General features: G+C 71.5%; 15 protein-coding genes. 8 read left to right on the forward strand and 7 right to left on the reverse strand.

Going from position 1 to position 17,418, the window contains the following annotated elements:
- Nucleotides 1–31 precede the first annotated feature (31 nt).
- Together ACIRP2_RS17215 and ACIRP2_RS17220 are read left to right on the forward strand one after the other, a co-directional pair.
- Nucleotides 32–898, forward strand: a complete 867-nt coding sequence (locus ACIRP2_RS17215) for an RNA polymerase sigma factor SigF (RefSeq protein WP_351081700.1) — start codon at nucleotides 32–34, stop codon at nucleotides 896–898.
- Nucleotides 899–971: 73 nt separating this feature from the next.
- The gene (locus tag ACIRP2_RS17220) at nucleotides 972–1,805 is read left to right on the forward strand and encodes a hypothetical protein (RefSeq protein WP_404251037.1); all 834 of its coding nucleotides are present in this window, start codon (nucleotides 972–974) and stop codon (nucleotides 1,803–1,805) included.
- A gap of 41 nt (nucleotides 1,806–1,846) precedes the next feature.
- Here ACIRP2_RS17220 and ACIRP2_RS17225 read toward each other — a convergent pair whose 3' ends face one another.
- Nucleotides 1,847–2,056, reverse strand: a complete 210-nt coding sequence (locus ACIRP2_RS17225) for a hypothetical protein (RefSeq protein WP_351081702.1) — start codon at nucleotides 2,054–2,056, stop codon at nucleotides 1,847–1,849.
- Between the two features lie 419 nt (nucleotides 2,057–2,475).
- On the opposite strand from ACIRP2_RS17225, the gene ACIRP2_RS17230 reads away from it, so the two are divergent.
- The 5 genes from ACIRP2_RS17230 (at nucleotide 2,476) to ACIRP2_RS17250 (ending at nucleotide 7,977) form a co-directional block, all read left to right on the forward strand.
- The gene (locus ACIRP2_RS17230) at nucleotides 2,476–2,997 is read left to right on the forward strand and encodes a MarR family winged helix-turn-helix transcriptional regulator (RefSeq protein ID WP_404251039.1); all 522 of its coding nucleotides are present in this window, start codon (nucleotides 2,476–2,478) and stop codon (nucleotides 2,995–2,997) included.
- A gap of 23 nt (nucleotides 2,998–3,020) precedes the next feature.
- Nucleotides 3,021–5,519 carry an MFS transporter gene (locus ACIRP2_RS17235; protein ID WP_404251041.1) on the forward strand — a complete coding sequence of 833 codons (2,499 nt, stop codon included), beginning with the start codon at nucleotides 3,021–3,023 and terminating at the stop codon, nucleotides 5,517–5,519.
- Between the two features lie 175 nt (nucleotides 5,520–5,694).
- On the forward strand, nucleotides 5,695–6,510 hold the full coding sequence (locus ACIRP2_RS17240; protein WP_404251043.1) for a YceI family protein: 816 nt from the start codon (nucleotides 5,695–5,697) through the stop codon (nucleotides 6,508–6,510).
- Nucleotides 6,511–6,519: 9 nt separating this feature from the next.
- Nucleotides 6,520–6,990 (forward strand): PPOX class F420-dependent oxidoreductase, encoded by a 471-nt coding sequence (locus tag ACIRP2_RS17245; protein ID WP_404251045.1) that lies wholly within the window; start codon nucleotides 6,520–6,522, stop codon nucleotides 6,988–6,990.
- A gap of 24 nt (nucleotides 6,991–7,014) precedes the next feature.
- Nucleotides 7,015–7,977, forward strand: coding sequence for an NAD(P)-dependent oxidoreductase (locus ACIRP2_RS17250; protein ID WP_404251047.1), 963 nt, complete (start codon nucleotides 7,015–7,017; stop codon nucleotides 7,975–7,977).
- Between the two features lie 15 nt (nucleotides 7,978–7,992).
- Here the strand turns inward: ACIRP2_RS17250 and ACIRP2_RS17255 are convergent, their stop codons facing one another.
- Complete coding sequence (locus ACIRP2_RS17255; protein WP_404251049.1) at nucleotides 7,993–8,751, reverse strand: TetR/AcrR family transcriptional regulator; 759 nt, start codon at nucleotides 8,749–8,751, stop codon at nucleotides 7,993–7,995.
- Between the two features lie 92 nt (nucleotides 8,752–8,843).
- Nucleotides 8,844–10,373 (reverse strand): MFS transporter, encoded by a 1,530-nt coding sequence (locus tag ACIRP2_RS17260; protein WP_404251051.1) that lies wholly within the window; start codon nucleotides 10,371–10,373, stop codon nucleotides 8,844–8,846.
- 128 nt (nucleotides 10,374–10,501) lie between these two features.
- On the opposite strand from ACIRP2_RS17260, the gene ACIRP2_RS17265 reads away from it, so the two are divergent.
- The gene (locus ACIRP2_RS17265) at nucleotides 10,502–11,359 is read left to right on the forward strand and encodes an endonuclease/exonuclease/phosphatase family protein (RefSeq protein ID WP_404251053.1); all 858 of its coding nucleotides are present in this window, start codon (nucleotides 10,502–10,504) and stop codon (nucleotides 11,357–11,359) included.
- Between the two features lie 18 nt (nucleotides 11,360–11,377).
- On the opposite strand, the gene ACIRP2_RS17270 is transcribed toward ACIRP2_RS17265, so the two are convergent.
- From ACIRP2_RS17270 to ACIRP2_RS17285, 4 genes are read right to left on the reverse strand one after another with little or no spacing between them, the layout of a single operon-like run.
- Nucleotides 11,378–13,573, reverse strand: a complete 2,196-nt coding sequence (locus tag ACIRP2_RS17270; protein ID WP_404251055.1) for an ArnT family glycosyltransferase — start codon at nucleotides 13,571–13,573, stop codon at nucleotides 11,378–11,380.
- A complete protein-coding gene (locus ACIRP2_RS17275) occupies nucleotides 13,570–14,916 on the reverse strand; it encodes a glycosyltransferase (protein ID WP_404251057.1) in 1,347 nt (448 codons plus the stop codon). The genes ACIRP2_RS17270 and ACIRP2_RS17275 overlap by 4 nt, the downstream gene beginning before the upstream one ends.
- 26 nt (nucleotides 14,917–14,942) lie before the next feature.
- Nucleotides 14,943–16,556, reverse strand: a complete 1,614-nt coding sequence (locus ACIRP2_RS17280) for an ATP-binding protein (RefSeq protein WP_404251059.1) — start codon at nucleotides 16,554–16,556, stop codon at nucleotides 14,943–14,945.
- A complete protein-coding gene (locus ACIRP2_RS17285; RefSeq protein ID WP_404251061.1) occupies nucleotides 16,549–17,286 on the reverse strand; it encodes a response regulator transcription factor in 738 nt (245 codons plus the stop codon). The genes ACIRP2_RS17280 and ACIRP2_RS17285 overlap by 8 nt, the downstream gene beginning before the upstream one ends.
- Nucleotides 17,287–17,418: the final 132 nt, after the last annotated feature.

Raw genomic sequence — 17,418 nt, forward strand, 5'->3', positions numbered from 1 at the left:
ACGCGACCGTCCGCGACCTCAAGGGGGTGGCATGTCCGCAGAACAGGGCAGCTCGAAGGTGCTCACGCTCACGAAGAGCGCGCCCGCACCCGTTGCGCTCACCAGCTCGCCGGAAGCCATCGACACCCGCACTCTGTCCCGCTCCCTGTTCCTGCGGCTCGCCGCACTGGGCCCCGCACCGGGTCCCGACGGAACGGACAGCCCGGAGCGTGCCTACGTACGGGACACGCTCATCGAGCTCAACCTCCCGCTGGTGCGCTACGCCGCGGCGCGCTTCCGCAGCCGCAACGAGCCGATGGAGGACATCGTCCAGGTCGGCACGATCGGCCTGATCAAGGCGATCGACCGGTTCGACTGCGAACGCGGCGTCGAGTTCCCCACGTTCGCGATGCCGACCGTCGTCGGGGAGATCAAGCGCTTCTTCCGCGACACCTCGTGGTCGGTGCGTGTTCCGCGCCGCCTCCAGGAGCTGCGGCTCGCGCTGACCAAGACCAGCGACGAGCTCGCCCAGAAGCTCGACCGCTCGCCGACCGTGCCCGAGCTGGCCAAGGCACTCGGCGTCTCCGAGGAGGACGTGGTCGACGGTCTGGCCGTCGGCAACGCCTACACCGCCTCCTCGCTGGACTCCCCCTCGCCCGAGGACGACGGCGGCGAGGGCTCCCTCGCGGACCGGCTGGGGTACGAGGACTCGGCGCTGGAGGGTGTGGAGTACCGCGAGTCGCTCAAGCCGCTGCTGGCCAAGCTTCCGCCGCGCGAGCGCCAGATCATCATGCTGCGGTTCTTCGCCAACATGACCCAGTCGCAGATCGGCGAGGAGGTCGGCATCTCGCAGATGCACGTCTCGCGCCTGCTGACCCGCACGCTCGCCCAGCTCAGGGAGGGGCTCATCGCCGACTGACCGCCATGGACCGCCGCACTGTGACGCCGACACACGGGTTCCGATTTGACGGACCGTCAGCCACACTGGCGCGATGCGACGTCAGATGCGCGACTCGACCGGCCGCCGGGGCACCCTGATCGCCGCCTCGGCGGCCGTGCTGTGTCTGGGCGGCACGCTGGCCGCCTGTGGCGGGACGGCCGACGACGACGGCTATGTGGCGGTCGGCGCGGCGGACTCGGACCCTCGCAGGGCGCCGACAGGTGCGGTGGCACCGTCGGGGAAGGTGACCCTGGTACCGCTGGACCGGAACGGCGGAAGCACCGGGGGCGGCGATGGCGCCGGAGGCCGGGCCGGTGGGCCCGCGCCGGAGGCCGCACCCGGCGGCGACGGCTCCGGAGGTACGCCGGGCAGGAACGGCTCCGGCGGCACGACCGGGCGTGACGGCTCAGGACGGGCCGACGGCGGGTCCGCCCGGCCGTCCGGCACTCCCGGCACGGGCGGCCCGGGCGGTCCGGGCGGCGGTGACGGCAGCGGCGGTGCGTCCGGACCGGGTGGGCCGGGCGGCGGCCCCACGGGTCCCGCGACCCCGTCGGCGCCCGGCCCCACCGCACCTGCGGGACCTGCCGTGCTGGCGGTGGGCGCCCCCGAGCGGGCGGCCGCGTCCGAGCGCTGGTGCGAGAAGGTGACCGTCACGTTCCGCAACACCGGAGGATCACCGGCGGACGCGGGGACCGTCACCTTCGCCACGCACATCATCGGCGGGCTGGGAATCGACTGGGCGGCCGTCGAGTCGTCGGCGCCGCTGCCCGCGCCGATCGGCGCGGGGGCGGCACGGACGAAGACGTACACCGTCTGTGTGGACGCCTGGCGGGTGCCCCTGGGCATGCATGTCGAGACCAGGGACGTCACCGCCGTATTGAAGTGACGGGTGGAGACGGAAGGTGGAGGAGAAGCCGGTGCGCCGGGTCAGCCGAGCGCGAGCCAGGCGACCGCCGCGAGGACGACGATCACCGCGACGACGGTGACGATCACCCCGGTCCTCGGTCCGGACGAGGCGGCCGGCTGCTGCCGACGCTGCGGCTCGCCCTCGTCGACGAAGGCGCGGAACATCTGGGTGCTGCCGGCCGGGTCGTGGTTGCCCTCGGGGCCCTGCGGGGCATGGGGGTTGTGTGCCATGGGCCAGGACCCTAGCGAACTCGGAGTTGGGGCCCAACCCCCGGGTCGCCGAAGGGTCCGGACCGAAGCCGGCGGCCCGCGAACGAGGGGGTGGGCGCCCGCACCCGTACCCGCACGGACGGAAGCCCCGCACCCCTATATACGGAACGGCCGGCGCGCGGTCGCGGGGAACGGGCACCCCGAAGCGGCGGACAGGCCACCCCGCGCACCGCTCGAATCGGACATCCGATCGCCCCACCTGTGGCGCGAACCACACCTGCCCCGACGCGCATCCCACACGCTGGGCCTTTGACTCGGGCCCTACGCGCCCTTTTGCGTTCCTTTACTTATGCAAGGGCTTTTTCGTTTGCCTGCAGCAACCAACGACTCTATGGTTGCCCTAAGCAACAAGATGCACCGGTGAGATGTCTGGGGGTCCCGTGGCCGCACGGAGTCAGTACGAAGAACTGGCCCGGCAGCTCAGCGCCGTCGGGGCCGTCAAGCGAGGTCTCGCCCGCATCCTGCCCGCCGAATGCCCTGCCGGATCCGCCGCCGTGCTGGCTCTTCTCCATCAGCACGGCGAGATGCGAATCAGCAGACTGGCCGAACTATTGGACGTCGACATGTCGGTGACCAGCCGTCATGTGGCCCATGTGGCGGAACACGGCTGGATCGAGCGGTCCTCGGACCCGGCCGACAAGCGGTCCCGCATCCTGCGGCTGACCCCCGCCGGGAACGACGTGCTCAGTGATCTGAACCGTCGGACCACCGAAATGTTCGCCCACAACCTCTCCGACTGGTCCGACGACGAGGTCGGACAGCTCAACACGCTGTTGGCCCGGCTGCGCGACAGCTTCGCCTGTCGCGGCCCCGGGGGATGCGCCCCCGGAAAGCACAGTGGCGACTGCCGCCCCCGGCACGCCGACAGCGACAACGACTCGCACACCCGTACACCCGTGTAACAGAAGCAAAGACAAGGAACTCAATGGCTACGACCACACCGACCGGTGTGCGGGGCGGCCACGCCAAGCACGGGGGATCAGCCGATTCCTCGTCCGGCGCGCCGATGACACACCGGCAGATCATGGAAGCACTGGCCGGGCTGATGCTCGGCATGTTCGTCGCGATCCTGTCCTCGACGGTCGTCTCCAACGCCCTGCCGGAGATCATCTCCGACCTCGGCGGCGGCCAGAGCGCCTACACCTGGGTCGTCACGGCCTCGCTGCTGGCGATGACCGCGACGACCCCCCTGTGGGGCAAGCTCTCCGACCTGTTCAGCAAGAAGCTGCTGGTCCAGATAGCCCTCGTCATCTACGTCGCGGGCTCGGTCGTCGCCGGTATGTCGACCAGCAGCGGCATGCTGATCGCCTGCCGCGTCGTCCAGGGCATCGGTGTCGGCGGTCTCTCCGCCCTGGCGCAGATCGTGATGGCGGCGATGATCGCCCCGCGTGAGCGCGGTCGCTACAGCGGATACATCGGTGCGGTGTTCGCCGTCGCCACCGTCGGTGGTCCGCTGCTCGGCGGTGTCATCACGGACACCAGCTGGATGGGCTGGCGCTGGTGCTTCTACGTCGGTGTGCCGTTCGCGGTCATCGCGCTGATCGTGCTCCAGAAGACCCTGAAGCTCCCGGTCGTCAAGCGTGAGGTCAAGGTCGACTGGGCCGGCGCGTTCTTCATCAGCGCCGCCGTCTCGCTGCTGCTCCTCTGGGTGACCTTCGCGGGTGACAAGTACGACTGGCTGTCCTGGCAGACCGGCGTGATGCTCGCGGGCTCCCTGGTCCTCGCGCTGATCTTCGTCTTCATCGAGTCCCGGGCCAGCGAGCCGATCATCCCGCTGCGCCTCTTCCGTAACCGCACCATCACACTGGCCTCGCTGGCCTCGCTGTTCGTCGGTATCGCGATGTTCGCGGGCACCGTCTTCTTCAGCCAGTACTTCCAGCTGGCGCGGGGCGAGACGCCGACGATGTCCGGTGTCCTGACGATCCCGATGATCGCGGGTCTGTTCATCTCCTCGACGGTCTCCGGCCAGATCATCACCAAGACCGGCCGCTGGAAGGCCTGGCTGGTCAGCGGTGGCTTCCTGGTCACCGCCGGGCTCGGGTTGCTGGGTACCATCCGGTACGACACGGCCTACTGGCACATCGCGGTCTTCATGGCCGTGATGGGTCTCGGCATCGGCATGATGATGCAGAACCTGGTGCTCGCCACGCAGAACCAGGTCGACCCGTCCGACCTCGGCTCGGCCAGCTCCGTCGTCACCTTCTTCCGTTCCCTCGGTGGCGCGATCGGCGTCTCGGCGCTGGGCGCCGTCATGGCGAACCGCGTCACCCACTACGTCAAGGACGGTCTCGCGGAGCTCGGCCCCAAGGGCCAGGCCATGGGCCACGGCGGCACCGGCGGCGGGGGCATCCCGAACCTGGACGCGCTGCCCGCCCCGTTCCGTACCGTCGTGGAGAGCGCCTACGGGCACGGTGTCGGCGACGTCTTCCTGTTCGCCGCCCCGGCCGCGCTGATCGCCTTCCTGGTCACGATCTTCATCAAGGAGGTCGCGCTGAGGACGAACTCCGCGAACGCCGCCGCGGCCACTGCCGAGGTCCCCGCAGAGGTCCCCGTCGAGGAACCGGTCGAGGCTCCGGCCGCCGCTGTGGCGCACGTCGCCGGGGCGACGTCCGGGGGCACCGCGGTCGACACCCTTCAGGCCCCGGTCGCCACCCTGCAGGGCACGGCCGTGCACGGTGTGGTGCGGGGCGCCGAGGGCGCACCCGTCGCCCGCGCCGCCGTCACGCTGATCTCGCTGGCCGGCCGCCAGCTGGGGCGCTCCGTCGCCCAGGCCGACGGCAGCTACGGCCTGGACGCGCCGGGCTCCGGCAGCTACGTCCTGATCGCGTCCGCCGACGGCTTCCAGCCGCAGGCGTCCACGGTGGTCGTCGGTGACGAGCCGCTCGCCTACGACATCCTGCTCTCCGGTACGAGCGGCCTGGCCGGGACCGTGCGGACCGCCGAGACCGCCGCCCCGGTCGAGGGCGCCATGGTCGTCGTGACCGATGTGCGCGGCGATGTGCTGGCCACCGGCAAGTCCGGCGAGGCGGGCGAGTTCACCTTCGGTGAGCTGGTCCCCGGTTCAGTGACCGTCGCGGTGAACGCCGCCGGCTACCGCCCGCTGGCACTGCCGGTGGAGATCGGCGGCCAGGGCGTGACCCGGATCGAGGCCGCGCTGCAGTCCGGCGCGCTGGTCCAGGGTGTCGTACGGGCCGGAGCCGGCCGTCGGCCGCTGCCGGACGCCCGGGTCACGCTGGTCGACGCGGCGGGCAACGTGGTCGCCACCTCGACGACCGGGGAGGACGGGGCGTACGCCTTCGCCGACCTGGACGCGGGCGAGTACTCGGTCATCGCGACCGGCTACCCGCCGGTGGCCGGCGCACTGACCGTGGCCGGTCGCGGGGTCGACGGCCACGACATCGAGCTCGCCCACCCCGGCGAGTAACGACCTCGATCGAGGTCGTGATCACAGACCCCTGGCGGGTCGGCGTTCCGAGCGGAGACGCTGTACCGGCCGGTGGAAATGGGCCCCGGTGGCGGGGACGGCAGGCAGGGGACGGCCTGCCGTCCCCGCCCCGGGGCCCGACTCATTGAGTCATTGAGCAAGGAGAGAAAACGGGATGGGACTTCGCGCACAGGTACGGACGCGGGACGGCTGGGCGGTTCAGCACGCGGTCGTGACGGTCACCGACATGACCGGCACGCAGGTGCTGCGGGCCACCGCCGACGAGGACGGGGCGGTGCGGACCGACGCTCCCCTGCAGGCCGGCGCGTACACGGTGATCGTCACGGCGGTCGGGTACGCCCCCGCCGCCTCCACCGCCCTCGTCACGGCGAGCGGGCGGGTCGAGGCCGGCACGGTGGTGCTGGCACGCCAGGGCGGTGTGGAGCTGCCGCCGCCGGGCGCCTGGTCGCTGGACCCGGCGCACTCCTCGGTGGCCGCGGTCGCGCAGCACCTGGGGATCTCCAGCGTGCGCGGCCGGTTCACCGAGTTCAGCGGCCGGATCGAGATCGCGGAGGAGGTCCACCGCTCCCGGGTCGACGCCGTCATCGGCGCGGCCAGCATCGACACCGGCAACGGCATGCGGGACAAGCACCTGCGCTCGCCGGACTTCCTGGACTCGGACCGGTTCCCGGAGATCACGTACCGCTCGAACGGGCTGACCCCGGCGGGCCCGGACCGCTGGCTGGTCCACGGCGAGCTGACGATGCACGGTGTCGTGCGCCCGGTCGACCTGGACCTGAGCTACCTCGGGACGGGCCCGGACCCGTGGGGCGGGGTGCGTGCGGCGTTCAGCGCCACGGCGGAGCTGCGCCGCGAGGACTTCGCCATGAACTACAACCAGGTGGTGCAGGCCGGAATCTCGGCGATCGGCACGACGCTTCGGGTGGAGCTCGACATCCAGGCCGTGCAGGGTGAGTCCCTGCCGTCGTAGTCTGCGGACATGGCACCGAACATCGCGACGAACACCGCTGTGGAACTCGACGAGTTGCTGTCCTTCGTACGGCCCAGGCACCGGGCGATCCTGCTGACCACCCGGTCCGACGGCCGTCCCCAGGGCTCCCCGCTGACCTGTGGTGTCGACGACTCCGGCCGGATCGTCGTCTCGACCTACCCCGAACGGGCCAAGACCCGCAACGCCAAACGGGACGAGCGGGTCAGCGTGATCGTCCTGTCGGACGAGTGGAACGGACCGTGGGTGCAGATCGACGGTTCGGCCGAGGTGATCGACTCGCCGGATTCGGTCGAGCCGCTCGTCGAGTACTTCCGGAACATCTCCGGCGAGCACCCGGACTGGGACGAGTACCGGGCGGCGATGGTGAAGCAGGGCAAGTCGATCATCCGGATCACTCCCGAGCGATGGGGTCCGATCGCCACCGGCGGCTTCCCCGCCCGCCTGGCGTCCGGCAGCTGACGGCTGGCCGGACGACTTCCCGCCGTGCCCTCCCGAACACATGAGCACGTTCCGGCGCCGGGCGCCCTCGCTCGGGCCCGGCTGCTGGCCGCGCCGACGGTGGACGCCTCCGTCGTCCGTGAACTGGAGCGGATCACCGGCCGCCCCGTGCACCGGGGTTCTCCCGGCACGGCGCCGCGGGAGCCCTTCGTCTATGTCGGCGCCACGCTGCCAAAGGCTCTGCGGAGCGGGTCGCTGCTGTGGTTCCACAGCGTGAACGCCGGTACGGACGCCCTGCTGGCCGCCGGACCGTGGCCGTCCGGCGCGCTGCTCACCCGGACGGTGGGGCGCATGGGCGAACGCATCGCGCAGTACGTGCTGGCCTGGGTGCTCGCCGACTGTCAGTCCGTCCCCGAGTTCGCCGCCCAGCACGCACGGGCCGAGTGGCGCCGCATCCCCTCCGAACTCGCGGCCGGCCGGACGGCCCTGATCTACGGCACCGGCCGCATCGGCTCGTCCGTCGCCGCTCTGCTGCGGGGGTGCGGCATCCGGACCGTGGGCGTGGCACGCGGGACGCGCACGGCAGCGGCGGGCTTCGACCGGGTCGTCGGGGCGGGCGAGGACGCGGGGCCGCTCGCCTCCGCACGGTGGGTGGTCTCCACACTGCCGCTGACCACCGGGACGGACGGGTTCTTCGGCCCGGACCGTTTCGCGGGCATGGGCGGCGCCACGTTCATCAATGTCGGCCGGGGCGGAACGGTGGACATCCGGGCGCTGGAGGCCGCGCTGCGCTCCGGTGCGGTCGGGCGCGCGGTACTCGACGTGCTGCCCGAGGAGCCCGCCGCACCCGGCGATCCCTGCTGGCGGCTGCCCCGCACGGTGATCACCTCCCACTCCGCGGGCATCACCGCGAACGAGGACATCGTCACGGACTTCGCGGCGTGCTGGGACGCGGTGGTGGAGGGGCGGGTGCCGGACACCGCCGTGGATGTGGGACGCGGGTACTGAGGGACGAGCGAGGTCTCAGCGGTCCCGCATCGCCTCGATGCCCGCGATCAGGAGGTCCAGGGCGAAGGTGAAGTCCCGCTCGCGCATCTCCTCGACCGTGTCACCGCCGCGGGCGTCCATCAGGTCCTGCGAGGACTCCACGATCCGGCTGAGCTGCGGCTGGCTCCGGATGGCGCCCAGCGCCTGCCGGAAGAACTCGTCCTGGCTGATCCCCGAATCGACACTGCGCTGCACGAAGTGGCCCTCGATGGTGCCGAATCCGTACACGAACTGGAAGACCGCGGAGAGCGCCCCCGTCTGCTGGTGCAGCGGCAGGCCCGTCGCCCGGATCACGTCCTGGATGGCGTACGAGAACAGCATCGAGTGCGGACCCATGTTGAGGAAGTGCCCGGCGAGCGGCGACACCCAGACGTGCCGGATCAACAGGTGCCGGTAGGCGGTCGCCAGTTCGCGCAGCCGGTCGTGCCAGTGCGCGTCCTCCCGAGGGGGCGCGATCTCGCTGTAGACCGAGTCGAGGGCCAGCTCCAGCAGGTCGTCCTTGGTGTCCACGTACCAGTAGAGGGACATCGCGGTGACATCCAGCTCGGCGGCGAGCCGGCGCATGGAGAACTTGGCGAGGCCCTCGGCGTCCAGCAGCCGGACCGATGCCGCGGTGATCTTCTCCCGGTCCAGACCGGCCGGCTGGTCCGATCTGCGGGCGCGCGACGGTGCCCGCTGTTCCAGCCACACACTGGTCCTGGCGGGGTTCTTCACACGATCGGCCGCGGACACCATGGCACTCTCCTCGTCTTGCCGGAGGGACGGATCGGACGCGTACACGTGCGCATGAAGCGGATTTATACGATCCGATACGCCCCGCCTCGATGCTATGCCGCTGCCCCGGCCCCGGCCGAGGCCGCCCGGGCGGATTCTGCCCGCTCGGCACGGCGCAGAAGCGCCGCGGCCAGCAGACCTCCGGCCAGCACCGCCACCGCCCCGACGAGCTGGCTGGTCTCCAGTCCCGAGGCGAAGGCGTCCGTGATCCGTACCCGCTCCCCGGCATCGGTGGCCGAAGCCAGTGCGGCGGGCAGCGAGGCCGCCCCGACGGCCGCCGGCACGAGCGCCGCGAACCGGGAGTTGAGCACCGCGCCGAGCACGGCGACCCCCAGCCCGTTGCCGAATTCGGCGAGCGTGCCGTTGACCCCGGCGCCCACGCCCGCCTTCTCCGGCGGAATGGCGCTCATGATCGCGTTGGCCATGGCGGGCATGGCGAGTGCGATGCCCGCACCCATCACGACCAGGCCGAGCAGCATGCCGCCGTAGCCGTTGCCGCCGAGCAGCGCGATCGCCGCGAGACCGGCGGCCAACAGGCTCATCCCGGCCGCGATGGTGACCGGCGTCCCCAGCTTGGGCACCAGCCTGGCGCCCAGCCCGATGAGATTGAGCGCGACGACGCTCAGCGCCAGCGGAGCCGTCCGCAGGCCGGCCTCCAGCGGTCCGTATCCGAGGACGAACTGGAGCTGCTGGGTGAGCAGGAACAGCGAACCGCCCATCCCGAAGGCGACCAGGATCGCGCCCGCGACCGCCCCGATGAACTTCTGGTTCCGGAAGAAGTGCATGTCCAGCATCGGGTACGGGATGTGCAGCTCCCACAGCACGAATCCGGTGAGGACGACGACCCCGGTGAAGGCGGTCAGCAGCACCCGGCCCGACGTCCAGCCGTGCTCCGGGCCGGAGATGATCGCGTACACGACGGACGCCATGCCGATGGTGGAGAGCAGCGCTCCGAACAGGTCGGGACGGTCGCCACTGGGGTTCTTGGACTCCGGGACGAGCCGGACGACGGCGGCCAGACCGATGACCGCGACGGGAATGTTGATCAGGAAGATCGCGCCCCACCAGAAGTGGTCGAGCATCACTCCGCCGATCAGAGGTCCGACGGCGAAGCCGAGCGAGCTGACGGTCGACCAGATGCCGATCGCCTTGACCCGCTCCGTGTCGTCGAAGATCTGCACGACGACGGCCAGGGTCGTCGTCATCAGCAACGCACCGCCGATGCCCATGCCCGCACGGGCGGCGATCAGCTGCGCGGACGACTGGGCCAGTCCGGCCACCAACGAGCCGATACCGAACAGGGCGAGCCCCGCGACGAGCATCTTCTTGCGGCCGTAGCGGTCGGCGGAACTGCCCGCCGTGAGCAGCAGACCCGACTGGACCAGCGAATAGGCGTTGATCATCCACTGCACATCGGCGGTGGAGGCGTCCAGCTCCCGGGTGAGGGAGGGGATCGCGACATTGAGCACGGTGTTGTCGAGCAGCACGGTGAGCTGGGCGAGGCAGATCACTCCGAGGATCAGCCAGCGCTGCGGGTGGCTCGGCGGCGAGAGGTGTTTCTGCTCGGCGGCGGTCGCCGTCATGCGGACTCCTGATGCCTTATACGGTGTACGAGCAATAGACGTACACCGTATAGCTAGCCTTGTACGGTGTACAGCTCATTTCCGCGCGGTACCGTGCTCGCCGCTGATCCGACAAGGACTGGAGTGGTATGTCACTGCGTCGTCGTACGGTGGAAGTACTCATCGCAGCGGGCCTGTTGGGGACCGCTCTCGCGCCTCCCGCGTCGGCCGCCGGGCAGGAGCACACGGTGCCGCTGCGCGTGGCCACGTACAACATCCATGCGGGCGCCGGCATGGACAACGTCTTCGACCTCGACCGGCAGACCGCCGAACTGCGTTCGCTGGACGCCGATGTGATCGGGCTGCAGGAGGTCGACGCCCACTGGGGCACCCGCAGCGAATGGCGCGATCTGGCGGGAGAGCTGGCGGAGCGGCTGCACATGCGGGTCTCGTTCGCCCCGATCTACAGCCTCGATCCGGTGACCCCCGGCGCGCCCCGCCGAGAGTTCGGGGTCGCGGTGCTGTCCCGACACCGGATCGTGAGCGCCGAGAACCATGAGATCACCCGGCTCTCCACCCAGGACCCGAACCCCGTACCGGCCACGGCGCCCGGCTTCGGCGAGGTGGTCCTGCGGGTGCAGGGGCTGCCCGTGCACGTGTACGTGACGCACCTCGACTACCGCGGCGACCCTTCCGTACGGACCGCACAGGTCGCCGACACCCGCCGGATCATGGCCGAGGACAAGGCCCCCGGCCGGCAGCGGGTGCGGCAGATCCTGCTCGGTGACTTCAACGCCGCCCCGACCGCACCCGAACTCGCCCCGTTGTGGAACGAACTGACGGATGTCGAGCCCGGCGGGCCGACGTACCCGGCGCAGGACCCGGTGCAGCGGATCGACTACGTGGCGGTCTCGAAGGATTCCGTACGGGTGCGCGACGCGGCGGTGGCCGAGACACTCGCCTCGGACCACCGCCCGGTCGTCGCGGATCTGCTGCTGCGCCGTTGAGCCGTCGGACCGGCTGTCCTACTCGGCGCTCTTCGGCCGGGTCAGGTCGTAGAAGGTGGCACTGCCGACCGTGACCTGCTGGTAGTTCTCCTCCACCCAGGAGGAGATCTCGGACGAGGTGCCGCCGTTGCCGCCGCCCCCGCCCATTCCGCCCGCGACGAAGTAGTGGATCCTGCCGTCCTCGACGTACTTCTCGAACTGGGAGAGCGTCGGGGACGGGTCACTGCCGTTGAAGCCGCCGATGGCCATCACCGGTTCACCGGTGGCGAGTTGGTAGCTCGCGGCGTTCTGCGAGCCGATGGCCGCGGCGACCCAGGTGTAGTCGCCGGCGTCCTTCTCCAGGAGCTTCTCGGCCGCGGCGCCGACGGTCGAGCCGTTGAGCAGACCACCCATGCCGCCGCCTCCCGGAGCACCGCCCTCACCCATGCCGCCGGGTGGGACGCCGGGTGCGGTGCCGGTGCCGGGCATGGCTCCCGGTCGTCCGCCGTTCTGCTGGTTGCGGCCCTGACCTCCCGTCGGGGGCTGCCCCATGCCGCCGCCCTGCTGACCGGCCTGGCCCGGAGGCCGCATTCCGCCCGGCATCCCGTCGCCCGTGCCCCCGGGGCCACCGCGGCCACCGCCCCCGGGGCCGCCCATGGAACTGGCTCCGGACGGACCGGCCGTGACGATCGAGCCCTGATGCCCGGTGTTCAGCGTGGAGACGGTGTACGCCGTCGGGCCGGCCAGCGACGCGACAAGGCTCACCCCGACCGCCACGAGCACCGGTCGGCGTCCGATGCGCGGGGCGATCAGCAGGCCCGCCGCTCCGGCCAGACCTCCGACGAGGACGGCCCAGCGCAGCCACGGGAGGTGGTCCGGCGTCCGTCCCAGCAGGACGTACGACCAGAGCGCGGTCACCACGACCGTGAGGCCGAGCACGCCGCGCGCCCACCACCTCGACCGTTCCTCCCACAGGACCGTGGTGCCCATGCCGACGAGCGCCGCGAGATACGGCGCCAGCGCCACCGTGTAGTACTGATGGAAGATGCCGGCCATGAAGCTGAAGACGAGCGCCGTCATCAGCAGCGAACCGCCCCAGGCGAGGAACGCCGCACGGGCGGTGTCGGTGCTCCCCCCGCGCTCGGTGCCCGGGAGACGCCTCCCTGCCCGCCAGGTCAGCCAGACCCCCGCGACGAGCAGGATCAGCGCGGCGGGCAGCAGCCAGGAGATCTGGCCGCCGATCTCGGAGTTGAACATCCGGCCGATGCCGGTCTCCCCCCACTGGCCGCCGGACCGGCCGCCGCCTCCTCCGACGCTGCCCGTCTCGTCGCCGCTGATCCGGCCGAGGCCGTTGTAGCCGAAGGTCAGCTCCAGGAAGGAGTTGTTCTGCGAGCCGCCGATGTACGGACGGGACGACGCCGGCCAGAGTTCGACGATCGCCACCCACCAGCCGCCCGCGACGACCGTCGCCAGTGCCGAGAGGCCGAGTTGACCGAGCCGTCTGCGCACCGGTACCGGTGCGGACACCGCGTACAGCACGGCCAGCGGCGGCAGGATCAGGAACGCCTGCAGGGTCTTCGACAGGAACGCGAAGCCGACTGCGACACCCGCCCACACCAGCCACCGGGTCCGGCCGTGCTCCATCGCGTGCAGCACGCAGTAGACGGTGACGGTCATCAGCAACGCCAGCAGCGCGTCCGGGTTGTTGAAACGGAACATCAGCGCGGCGACGGGCGTGAGGGCGAACACCGCCATCGCGATCAGCCCGGCGGCGGCGCTGAAACGGCGGCGTACGGCCGCGTACAGCACCCCGGCCGTGGCCACCCCCATCAGCACCTGCGGGGCCAGGATCGCCCACGAGTTCAGGCCGAAGAGGCGCACCGACAGAGCCATCGGCCAGAGCGCGGCCGGGGGCTTGTCGACCGTGATCGCGTTCGCGGCGTCCAACGAACCGAAGAAGAAGGCCTTCCAGCTCCGGCTGCCCGCCTGGACGGCCGCGGAGTAGAAGGAGTTGGCGTACCCGGAGGCGCTGAGATTCCACAGATACACGAGCGCGATGACCAGCAGCATCGCCAGGAAGGCGGGCCGCGCCCAGCGCGGGTCCTCGGGTCTGCCCCGCCACACGCGGTGCGCCAGGGGCCTGTTCGGTCGGGCGTGGCCTGCGGCCCGTGCCGCGGGCGGGAGCGTCGGCGCGTCCGGCGGGGCCGGAAGGTGGTCGGGACGCAGTGCGGTCATCGGGCGTTCCCCCGTTCGTGGTGGGTGTCGTCGGTGTGCCCGGCAGGTCCCACGGAGGCCCCGGGGGCCAGGGGGGCCGCAGAGCTTCCGGCGGCGGCGCGCTCCGGGAAGACCCAGGCGCGGAAGAGCAGGAACCGCAGCACCGTCGCCGCGAGGTTCGCCGCGATCAGCACGGCGAGTTCCGTGCCGTGCGACGGCGAGCCGGACGCCGCTCCCAGCGCGGCCAGCGAGCCGCTGGTCAGAGCGAGACCGATGGCGAAGACGACCAGGCCCTGCGCCTGGTGGCGTACGGCTCCGCCCCGGCCGCGTACGCCGAAGGTGAGCCGCCGGTTGGCCGCCGTATTGGCGACGGCCGACACCAGCAGCGCGCCGCCGTTGGCGATCTGCGGGCCGGTACCCAGCCGGAAGAGCGAGTACAGGACGAGGTAGAAGAGCGTGGAGAGCGCGCCGACGACACAGAACCCGACCAGCTGCCGGGCCAGCCCGCCCGGCACCCCGTTCAGCGCGCGGTCGCGCGGATCGTCCCCGAAGGGCCTGGCCAGCCGGTCCAGTGGCAGTGCGCCGACCGCCAGCGCCCGGCCCACCCGCCACACGCCCCGCAGGTCCTCCGTCGCCGTCCGCACGATGTGGACGGTGGAGTCGGGATCGTCGACCCAGTCGACCGGCACCTCGTGGATGCGCAGCCCGGCCCGCTCCGCGAGCACCAGCATCTCGGTGTCGAAGAACCAGCCCGTGTCCTCCACCATCGGCAGCAGCCGCTGCGCGACCTCCCGCCGGATGGCCTTGAACCCGCACTGCGCGTCGCTGAACCGGGCGGCCAGCGACGAGCGGAGGATGAGGTTGTAGGCCCGCGAGATGAACTCCCGCTTCGACCCGCGCACCACCCGCGAGCTACGGGCCAGCCGCGAGCCGATCGCCAGATCGGAGTGACCCGAGATCAGCGGTGCGACCAGCGGCAGCAGCGCGTTGAGGTCGGTGGAGAGATCGACGTCCATGTACGCCAGGACCGGGGCGTCCGAGTGCGACCAGACCGTGCGCAGCGCCCGTCCCCGGCCCTTCTCCTCCAGCCGGTACGACCGCACCCGGGGCAGCGCAGCCGCGAGTCCGGCCGCCACCTGCGGCGTGCGGTCCGTGCTCGCGTTGTCCGCGACGGTGATCCGGAAGGCGTACGGGAAGGTGCGCGCCAGATGGTCGTGCAGGCGCAGCACACACGGTTCGAGGTCCTTCTCCTCGTTGTAGACGGGTACCACCACATCGAGTACGGGGTCACCCGCCGCATCGACCGCTCCGGCCAGGAGGTGGTCCCGGGCCGGCAGGGCGCTCCAGGGAGTGTCGGTTCGCATGCCGTCGACATTCGTCAACCCCGCTGTCACACCGGTGTGCTGAGCCTGTCCCCCCGCTGTGAGTGCGGCGCGGCCGGGGACCAGGCCCCGGGCTCCGCGGGCAGATGGACCGCGAACACCGTGCGCCCCGGGACCGAGGACACCTCCACCCGGCCGCCGTGCGCGGTGACGACGGCCTGCACGATGGCGAGCCCGAGCCCGGTGGAACCGGCGTGGCGGGAGCGCGAGGCGTCGCCGCGCGCGAACCGTTCGAAGACGTGCGGCAGCAACTGGGGCGGAATGCCGGGCCCGTCGTCCTGGACCTCCAGCGTCACCGGGGACCGGCCGGCCGCGGCACGCACCCGTACGGTGACGGTCGTGCCGGGCGGGGTGTGGGTACGGGCGTTCGCCAGCAGATTGACCAGCACCTGGTGGAGCCGGGTCGGATCGCCGTGCACGGTCACCGGCTCGTCCGGCAGGTCGAGGCGCCAGTGGTGCCCGCGCTGCCCGGCGGCGCGGGCGTCGCTCACCGCGTCGACGACGACCGGGGAGAGGTCGGTGCTCTCGCGGCTGAGCGGGCGCCCGGCGTCCAGGCGGGCGAGCAGCAGCAGATCCTCCACCATGCCCGTCATGCGCTCCGCCTCGGACTCGATCCGGCCCAGGGCGTGACGGGTGTCGGGGCCGGTCTCCTCACGGCCGCGGCGGGTCAGTTCGGCGTATCCCCGGATCGAGGCCAGCGGGGTGCGCAGCTCGTGGCTGGCGTCCGCGACGAACTGACGTACCCGCGTCTCGCTCTCCTGCCGTGCCTCCAGCGCCGAACCGACGTGGCCCAGCATCCGGTTGAGCGCCGCGCCCACCTGCCCGACCTCGGTACGGGGGTCGGCCTCGGCCTCCGGAACCCGTTCCAGTGGCGCCACCTCGCCGCTGTGCAGGGGGAGTTCGGAGACCCGGGTCGCGGTCGCGGCGATCCGGCGCAGCGGCCGCAGCGCGACGCCGACCATGGCGACGCCCGCGATTCCGGCCGCGATCAGACCGGCGCCGGTGACACAGACCTCGACGAGGATCAACGTGGTGAGGGCGGAGCGCACCTCGGCGGCGGGCATGCCGACGAGGATCGTCGTCCCGTGCGGACCCGCGACGGCCTGCACCCGGTTGGAGCCGAGACCGGGCAGATCGATGCTCCGCGCCCCGTCCCCGGCAGGGGTCTGCGCCGCCACCAGGGCGTTCTCCTGGGCACCGGTCATCGGCTGTCCGCCGTCCTCGGTCCCCTGCCCCGGCGTGAGGGCGGTCTCCACGACCACCCTCGACTCGGTGACCGAGCCGTCCGCCACGACGGCCCCGAAGGCTCCGACGGGCAGCCCGCGCGCGTCGACGAAGGCCAGCGGGTCGTCGCTCTTCGGCACGCCGCCCGGCATCGGTCCCGCCCCGCCGCCGGGCGGTTTCCCGGCCCGCATGGCGATGGCGTTCAGCTGGTCGTCGAGCTTGCCGTACATGTAGCTGCGGTAGGCGATGGTGGTGACCGAACCGATGACCGCGGCCACCACGGCGATCAGCGTCACCGCCGAGACGACGAGCCGGGTCCGCAGCGTCCACGGCCCCCTCCGCCGGCCCACGCGCCTGCGCACGGGGCCGCTCACCGGTCCGCTCACCGGGCTACTCACCGGGCTTGATGAGATAACCCGCCCCGCGCCGGGTGTGGATCATCGGCGACCGTCCCGCGTCGATCTTCTTGCGCAGATACGAGATGTACAGCTCGACGACGTTCGCCTGTCCGCCGAAGTCGTAGTTCCACACCCGGTCGAGGATCTGCGCCTTGCTCAGCACCCGCCGCGGATTGCGCATCAGGAAGCGCAGCAGCTCGAACTCGGTCGCGGTGAGGTGGATGGACGTCCCGCCCCGGCTCACCTCGTGGCTGTCCTCGTCGAGGGCCAGATCGCCGACGACGAGCGTCGACTCGCTGCGCACGGCCGCCGTACCGGAGCGCCGGATCAGGCCGCGCAGCCGCGCCACGACCTCCTCCAGGCTGAACGGCTTGGTGACGTAGTCGTCGCCGCCCGCGGTGAGACCGGCGATCCGGTCCTCCACCGCGTCACGCGCGGTCAGGAAGAGCACCGGGACCTCGGACAGCTCCCGCCGCAGTCTGCCGAGTACGGCGAACCCGTCCGTGTCGGGCAGCATCACGTCGAGGATCACCACGTCGGGCCGGAAATCGCGCGCCATCCGGACGGCACCGGCACCGTCCCCGGCGCTGCGCACCTCCCAGCCCTCGTAACGCAGGGCCATGGAGAGCAGCTCGGCGAGCGGAGCTTCGTCGTCCACCACCAGCACACGGACGGGGCTGCGGTCCGCCCTCAGCAGTTCGGTACGCCCCAGGGGCGAGGTCGTCGTCATGCCTCAACCCTGTGAGGCGCCTCTGAGAGGGTCCTTTTCCGTTTCTGTGAATTCCCTGAGAAAAGGCGGCCCGTCAGGAGCGCCCTCTCGGGACCGGCCTCTTCGCGAGCGCCCCTCACGAGCACCCCTTCG

Origin of the sequence: Streptomyces sp. NPDC101194, from assembly GCF_044767885.1 — a bacterium.
Taxonomy (GTDB): domain Bacteria; phylum Actinomycetota; class Actinomycetes; order Streptomycetales; family Streptomycetaceae; genus Streptomyces.

Excerpts from the sequence above, each read along its gene's own strand:
- ACIRP2_RS17245 (WP_404251045.1), top strand. The coding sequence starts at position 6,520 with ATGGCACCGAACATCGCGACGAACACCGCTGTGGAACTCGACGAGTTG.
- ACIRP2_RS17225 (WP_351081702.1), bottom strand. The coding sequence starts at position 2,056 with ATGGCACACAACCCCCATGCCCCGCAGGGCCCCGAGGGCAACCACGAC.
- ACIRP2_RS17220 (WP_404251037.1), top strand. The coding sequence starts at position 972 with ATGCGACGTCAGATGCGCGACTCGACCGGCCGCCGGGGCACCCTGATC.
- ACIRP2_RS17255 (WP_404251049.1), bottom strand. The coding sequence starts at position 8,751 with ATGGTGTCCGCGGCCGATCGTGTGAAGAACCCCGCCAGGACCAGTGTG.
- ACIRP2_RS17215 (WP_351081700.1), top strand. The coding sequence starts at position 32 with ATGTCCGCAGAACAGGGCAGCTCGAAGGTGCTCACGCTCACGAAGAGC.
- ACIRP2_RS17285 (WP_404251061.1), bottom strand. The coding sequence starts at position 17,286 with ATGACGACGACCTCGCCCCTGGGGCGTACCGAACTGCTGAGGGCGGAC.
- ACIRP2_RS17265 (WP_404251053.1), top strand. The coding sequence starts at position 10,502 with ATGTCACTGCGTCGTCGTACGGTGGAAGTACTCATCGCAGCGGGCCTG.
- ACIRP2_RS17275 (WP_404251057.1), bottom strand. The coding sequence starts at position 14,916 with ATGCGAACCGACACTCCCTGGAGCGCCCTGCCGGCCCGGGACCACCTC.
- ACIRP2_RS17240 (WP_404251043.1), top strand. The coding sequence starts at position 5,695 with ATGGGACTTCGCGCACAGGTACGGACGCGGGACGGCTGGGCGGTTCAG.
- ACIRP2_RS17270 (WP_404251055.1), bottom strand. The coding sequence starts at position 13,573 with ATGACCGCACTGCGTCCCGACCACCTTCCGGCCCCGCCGGACGCGCCG.
- ACIRP2_RS17260 (WP_404251051.1), bottom strand. The coding sequence starts at position 10,373 with ATGACGGCGACCGCCGCCGAGCAGAAACACCTCTCGCCGCCGAGCCAC.
- ACIRP2_RS17235 (WP_404251041.1), top strand. The coding sequence starts at position 3,021 with ATGGCTACGACCACACCGACCGGTGTGCGGGGCGGCCACGCCAAGCAC.